Annotated in this window: 6 protein-coding genes; 3 read left to right on the top strand and 3 right to left on the bottom strand. The window is 41.8% G+C overall.

Annotation, left to right across the window (positions count from 1 at the left end):
* Positions 1-173: 173 nt before the first annotated feature.
* A complete protein-coding gene (locus M23134_RS41650) occupies positions 174-332 on the bottom strand; it encodes a hypothetical protein (protein WP_002705381.1) in 159 nt (52 codons plus the stop codon).
* Between the two features lie 123 nt (positions 333-455).
* Between M23134_RS41650 and M23134_RS39550 the strand changes: the two genes are divergently transcribed.
* Positions 456-2612 (top strand): hypothetical protein, encoded by a 2157-nt coding sequence (locus M23134_RS39550; RefSeq protein WP_157558834.1) that lies wholly within the window; start codon positions 456-458, stop codon positions 2610-2612.
* Positions 2587-3090: a YdbT family protein gene (locus M23134_RS36810; RefSeq protein WP_045115074.1), complete on the top strand. Its 504-nt coding sequence runs from the start codon at positions 2587-2589 to the stop codon at positions 3088-3090. The genes M23134_RS39550 and M23134_RS36810 overlap by 26 nt, the downstream gene beginning before the upstream one ends.
* A gap of 223 nt (positions 3091-3313) precedes the next feature.
* Here M23134_RS36810 and M23134_RS36805 read toward each other — a convergent pair whose 3' ends face one another.
* A complete protein-coding gene (locus M23134_RS36805) occupies positions 3314-3568 on the bottom strand; it encodes a hypothetical protein (protein WP_002705558.1) in 255 nt (84 codons plus the stop codon).
* Between the two features lie 5 nt (positions 3569-3573).
* On the bottom strand, positions 3574-3861 hold the full coding sequence (locus tag M23134_RS36800; RefSeq protein ID WP_053337464.1) for a helix-turn-helix domain-containing protein: 288 nt from the start codon (positions 3859-3861) through the stop codon (positions 3574-3576).
* A gap of 241 nt (positions 3862-4102) precedes the next feature.
* On the opposite strand from M23134_RS36800, the gene M23134_RS36795 reads away from it, so the two are divergent.
* A partial coding sequence (locus tag M23134_RS36795; RefSeq protein WP_002706034.1) for a CHC2 zinc finger domain-containing protein occupies positions 4103-6561 on the top strand: 2459 nt, incomplete at its 3' end.

Raw genomic sequence — 6561 nt, 5'->3', positions numbered from 1 at the left:
CCGTCGTCGTTCGCGCAAGCTTACCCGCGAAAAACCGCCACTCCTTTGGGCTTCGGCTGTGAACACGGGCGGGCCCCAACGCGCGGTTAGAAAGCTTCAAAGTAGTGGTTTCGAAAGTGGTTTTGCCTGGTCGTCTCCCCGCTGGCTTACGCGCAGTGTTTGCGCCGCTTCACTTAGTCGTTCCTCCTGCGTTCATCTGCGCGCTCACTTTTCCAAACTCCCTGGGCTTTGTACTGTTGAAGGCGATCTTTGCACTGCTGAAAGTGGTCTTTGTATGGTGTAAGGCGGTTATTTACCATTTTTCTTTCTTTTGAAAATAGTGCTTTGTACATTTGGTCTTGGTTACATTGACGCCTTTGGTCTTTGTAATGAGTGCAACAAAAGGATGCGCTTAAAGATTTGAAATACAGGATTTTAGGTGCGTATACTATAAAGACCATTTAGGTAACTTGAGGGTGGCTTTCAGAGAAGGAGAAAAGAAAATTTACCGGGCTGATTTAGAAGATGTTACCACCGACAAACAGCAAGGTTTCGAATACAAAGAAGTAATTATTTCTTCTGATCCCACGAGCGCCAGCAACCATGTAGCCAAACTGACGAGCACCGAGCCGTTAGGAATGCTACGCAACCTGGAAGTAAGCAAAGGCGATGTGGTAAAAGTGAAAGTGAAGGGTTATTACGCCGGAGGTTCGGTGACCCACAACAACGCGGTGAACTGGGGGCTTACCCTGGGACAAGTGAATGGTCACGCCAAGAGTGGAGAAATCTCTACAGAAAACACGCCTTTTCTACTGAATTTAGGGTTAAGCATTACGCCCAACAACGGGGGTAATAACCCGAACGCGAGCGTACCGAGTGGTTACTTAAAACTGGTATTTTATAAAAAAGACGGGACGCCCGTTACCGCTTCGTTACAAATTGCTCATCTGAGCCCAGGCGCCGGACAATGGCAAGACCTGGAACTGACTTACACCGCCACCGAGCGCGGTTACCTCCAAGCCTTCGTTGCCAACGAAAGCGACCAGGAAGTATTCTTTGATGATATGGTGGTGGAACATACGCCGCAATTGATTGTACAGGAGAATCATTATTATCCGTTTGGGTTAGAACTGGAAGGACTTTCTAAACACGGAAAACCGGAGCACAGGTGGAAATTCCAAGGTCAGGAAGAGCAAAAAGAATTTGGGCTCAACTGGTCACAATTTAAGTGGAGAAATGCTGATGTTGCCTTGGGTAGGTTCTTTTCTGTTGATCCTTTAGCGGAAGACTATTTGTACAATAGTACTTATGCTTTTAGTGAGAATAATGTAACAGGAAACAGAGAGCTAGAAGGTTTAGAAAAGACAAGCCCTGTTAATCCTTTTTACCAAGTATTGCAAAATACCAACACTAATCCAACTAAGAGTACGGCTGCTAAACGACAAAATGTAGCGCACAGCGATGTCAAAAACTTTGTAAAAAGTAGGGTAGGAGGAGCAATGGTTGGTTTTAGCGATTCTCAAAAGCGACTAAAGTTTTACAAGCCAAGAGTAGCAAGGTTAGAAGCAAGATACAAAGCAGGAAAAATATCAGCTGGTCAATACGCTATGGGTAGATATAATGCTCAGAAAAAAACTAAAATAAGACAATCTGCAATTGGACGTACAGTTGGTAATGTTAGACCATTTGGTAAGCCATTGGCGCAGCAAAAAGCTTTGGCTGAAGCTGTAGCTGCAGGAGAAAAACCTCTATCTAAAAATGCCTTTAAGACGAGAAAATCAACAACAAGATTATCTAAAATTTCGCGAGGTGCTAGTGGAGGGTTTATGGTTTTTGCTGCTGCATTGAGTGTTGAAAATGTAGTTAAATCTGATAATAAAGTAGCAACTACAGTACAAGAAATTGGGGGGTGGACAGCAGCCTTTCAGGGTACAAAAGCTGGAGCACTTTTAGGAGAAAAAATTGGAACGCCTTTCGGACCGTATGGTAAAGCTGTTGGAGCGTTTGTGTTAGGAACTACTTCTGGGTCTATTTCCTATTTTTATGGAACAGAGTGGATTAAAAGCTTGCAGAATACAAAGGTAGAACGCAAGGAAGATAAAGTTTGGCATCAAAGTAAACAATCAAACAATAGCTCAATTTGTTTTGTTGCAGGCACACAAATACTCATGGCTGATGGGTCTAATAAAAAGATTGAGAACGTCAAGGTTGGAGATACGGTCAAAACAGTAAATATGAAAACTTTTGAATTAGAAAATCAGAAGGTTTTGATGATTGATTCTCCGATACATGATGATATAATTGATATTAATTTTACGGATGGAACAAAAAACTCTAATACGTTTGATCACCCTTATTATGTTGAGGGTAAAGGTTGGTGTTCCTACAAACCAAGTTTGACAAAGGAAAGGTATGGTTTAGATACTAAACAACTCGCTGAAGGAGATATGTGTTATAAATTTTCAAATAACATGCTGACTAAAGTTATTGTCAGCAGTATAAAGGAAAATATTAGAAAAGAACAAACATATAATTTGTCACATATTTCAAACACACACAATTTCTTTGCGAATGGCATTTTAGTTCATAACAAAATTCTAAATCCAAATGAGCATAGTAACAGAAAAAAATAATGCTGGTGGTTACGTGATATACGGACAAAGTCCAAGGGGGAGTTCTATTATTTTTGTGCTCTCTGTGTTCTTTCTTATGTTTATAGATTTCGTGTACCTATACTCTATATCAATTGTTTTAACGATTGTAGTATCACTATTTGTAATAGGTTTATTACTGAGGTATTACTCTAAGTTTGAAATATTAATCAACTCTAATGAAATTGTTTTTTCTAAAAAAGTTGGAAAAATCACCTTCTTAGACTGGAAAATTGAGGTTGATAATATATCACAAATTAATCCAAAGATGTTTTTAATAAATGAACATCAAACATCTGAAACAGAGATCGAATTATTAGAGTCTTTTGATGATGATTGTTTGTTAATTAAGGGTCAGGAGCGAGAATTAAGACTTGGTAATGAAAAAAGTTCTAAAAAGATTTTTGAATCACTCCAAGTAGTTTTAGAAGAGTTATTTCCTGAGTTTATGTCAAACTAGCCTAGTTTAAGTTTAAACTTATCCCAATAAATATACAGCCTGATTCATTCATTTGAGTCAGGCTTTTTTATTTCTTATGAACCTGAAAGATAGGAGTTTATGAGTTGCGAAAGTATATGATTGTCTGTACTTTTGCAAGACAGACGATTTGGGATAGTCATCTGTTAAAGTGTAACCCTGTACTAGTTTAGTGCAGGGTTTTTTATTTCTTATGAATTGGTGTTTATACTGTTCCATTGTATTGATGTATGTGCATGCCTTTTTCAGATACTACTTCGGCTGAGTACGTAAATTTGGTATAAGGGACAAATGTTGGAACGAGTGCTTTTATATTGTGTTCAATATTAGGGATGTTGAGTATTTCTTGGTACAAAAAATCTATTTCTGTACACATATTAAGCCCTACTCTTTGTTTTGACCTCGCAATGATAATTAACTTTGCAGCTAAAAAAGGGGAGTCGTTTTGTGGTTGGCTCATAATATTTACGAAGCTAAATTGATTGCATCATTGAGCGTGTCCTTCAGACGTTTTTTAATGATGAGGCTGTCAATGATTTGGAAAATAGATTGCTTTTCACTTTCATCTAATTGCTCCAGTAGGTGTACTTTTTCCACCAGCGACTTATCCAGTGAATCAACATTTTTAAATAATTGATCAGATACAAATAGTTCGGCTACTTCAATATTCAGTGCTTTACATATTTTCTCTAGTGTTGCAGTGGTTGGATCAGTTTTACCTTTTTCTATTTTAGAATACTGTGACTGATCCATGTTTAGTGTCAATGCGACCTCTTTTTGAGAAAGTTTTTTAGCTTCTCTTACTTTTTTAATTTATCGCCTATCTCCATTTTTATAGATTTTTACATCTATAAAGTTACAAAAAACAGTTTTTTAAGTCCTTATTTACCCTATAGTTTTTCATTTTGCTGGTTTTGCGTTGAATATATTTGGATATATAAGTCTATATAGATATGTTTGCTCAATAGACTTATTAATCCAAACATTATTTACAATGACTATCTCAGATATCAAACAAAATCTCTCCATCACTACCGTTTTAGCCCACTACGGCTTAAGCGTCAATGGAAACAACCGCATGTGTTGTCCTTTTCACGATGACAAAAAGCCGAGTATGGAGGTGTTCCCGAAGTCGGACACGGTGTTTTGCTTTAGCAGCAATTGTGAGGTGCACGGAAAGCCTATAGATGTGATTGATTTTGTGATGCACCAGGAGAAGTTGAGCAAACACGAGGCAATTTTGAAGTGTAAATCATTGTTGGGTGCCACCGGTGGAGTAGGGGCTTCTGCTGTAGCGCAGGCGCAGCCTGTGGTTTCAGAGAAAAGCCGAATCAAGACGATGACGGCGGTTTTTGCTCACTTCCAAAAGTCGTTTGCTCAAAGTAAAGCAGCCCAGGCATACATGCAAAATCGTGGTTTGGAGCGCATCCAGGAAGTCGGTTTTCACGATGGTACGTTGAGCAAGCCTTTGCGTGCCGGGTTGGAGGCTTTGGGGATTACTTCGGCTTGGGGGCGTGGTTGTGTGATTTTCCCTTTGAAGAATGCCCAGGGCGAGATCGTGAGTTTTTATGGGCGCAGTATCAGCAACAATGGCGACCAACGGCATTTTTATAGCAAAGACCGAAAAGGGCTTTACCCGGCGTATCCCGATTTGCAAGGCACTAAGTATCTGGTACTTACGGAAAGTGTGATTGATGCGGCGTCTTTTCCGGTAGATGATGCAGCTACGGCGGTGTTGGCTTTGTATGGCACCAATGGGCTTACTCCAGCGCACAAACAGTTGGTGGTGCAAATGCCGCATCTGGAGGAAATCTATTTGTTTTTTGACGGGGATGATGCAGGTCGCAAGGCGTTGAAAAGTAGGGCGGATGAGCTTTGGAAAGTGTGGATGCACGGTTCGTCGGCTACTACACAAACGATTAGTTCGGTGCCTACTCCAGAAGGGGAGGATGTGAATTCTTTATTGGTGGCTTATGGCGAAGTGGTGGAAGCATCGGATGAGCCGTCGATTTTTCAGCATCTCCTGAGTCAGAAAACGGTGCTTTACTCAGGAGGCGGTACCGCCAGCACGCCTGGCACTACAGCACCACCCGCGCCGAACTTCAAGTTCGATACGTCTAACCCTGCAAAACTGGCGCTGGAGACGGTCAATGCGCGTTATCAGTTGCAAGGGAAACCCAAACCGGAGTTGGAGTCGATGAAGGTGACGTTGTTTATTTATCCGGCGTCTGGTGCGGGTAGCACAAAGAGTCGGCATAAGGTAGATTTGTTTGAAGACCGCCAAATAGAAAAGGTAGCGCGCGAAGCTTCGGAGAAACTTTTTATTTCTTTTGAGTTGTTGTTGATGGATTTGAACAGTTTAGCCGATCAGTTGGAAGCCCACCGCGACCAGCAGCTAACAGAATTGGCGGACGCCAAAAGCAAGTTGAGTGCGCCCACCCTGGTACCGCCTGGCTTGCGAAAAGAATGCATGGCTTTGTTGCGTTCGTCTGACCTGATGGCGAAACTAAACGAGCAAATTGGGGCTTGTGGGGTGGTAGGCGAGGAGATGAACCGTTTGTTATTGTTTTGTGTCGCAAGCAGTTACAAGATGCCGGATACTTTGCACGCTATAGTACAAGGAAGCAGCGGGAGCGGTAAATCGCACTTGTTGAATGTCATTCTTAAGTTGATGCCCGAAGAAGGCGCTATGGATGTGACCCGTATTACCGACCGTAGTTTGTACAATTATGGAAAGTATGATTTGTGTAATAAGTTGTTTGTGTTGCAGGATTTGGATGGTTTGAGCGAGGAGGCTTTATTGTCTTTTCGTGAGTTGATCAGCTACGGTAAATTGGCTAGTTCTACCACCACTCAGGATCTGCAGGGGAGAAATAGTGGTGGTGTGAAGGAGGTATATGGTCCGGTGGCGAGTATGGCGGCGACTACCCAAACCGAGGTGTACGAAGACAACGAAAACCGTTGTTTTACCCTGGCGGTGAACGAAGGCGAAGCGCAAACCAAAGCGATTACTGATTATATGAATGCTTGTGCGGCGGGAACGGTGATTAAGTCTCAACAATTGGCCACTCAGGAATTGTTACAAAATTGTGTGCGTTTGTTGCGTCCTTATGAGGTGGTGAATCCTTACGCCACTCAATTGTCGTTGCCTGGCGAGGTAAAAAATCCGCGCCGTTTGCATAGTTTGTACCAGTCTTTGGTGAAGCAAATTACTTTGCTGCATCAGTTCCAGCGAAAGCGCGATGCGCACGGTCGTTTGGTGGCTACTACATCTGATTTGCATTGGGCGAATGAAATATTGTTCGAAACTATTATATTGCGCATTGATGAACTGGATGGTAGTTTGCGTCAGTTTTTCGAGCAGTTGAAAAACTATTGTTTTGACCAAGGCGTCAAGCAGGAGTTTAGCCGGCGCGAAGTGCGTCATAAGTTCCGGATAGAAAACACCCGTTG

Origin of the sequence: Microscilla marina ATCC 23134, assembly GCF_000169175.1 — a bacterium.
GTDB lineage: Bacteria > Bacteroidota > Bacteroidia > Cytophagales > Microscillaceae > Microscilla > Microscilla marina.
The sequence above is the reverse complement of the archived record's forward strand: the minus strand, read 5'-3'. Positions and strand labels throughout refer to the sequence as shown.

Coding starts and splice junctions, on each gene's coding strand:
- M23134_RS41650 (WP_002705381.1), bottom strand. CDS start 332: ATGTACAAAGCACTATTTTCAAAAGAAAGAAAAATGGTAAATAACCGC.
- M23134_RS36810 (WP_045115074.1), top strand. CDS start 2,587: ATGAGCATAGTAACAGAAAAAAATAATGCTGGTGGTTACGTGATATAC.
- M23134_RS36805 (WP_002705558.1), bottom strand. CDS start 3,568: ATGAGCCAACCACAAAACGACTCCCCTTTTTTAGCTGCAAAGTTAATT.
- M23134_RS36800 (WP_053337464.1), bottom strand. CDS start 3,861: ATGGATCAGTCACAGTATTCTAAAATAGAAAAAGGTAAAACTGATCCA.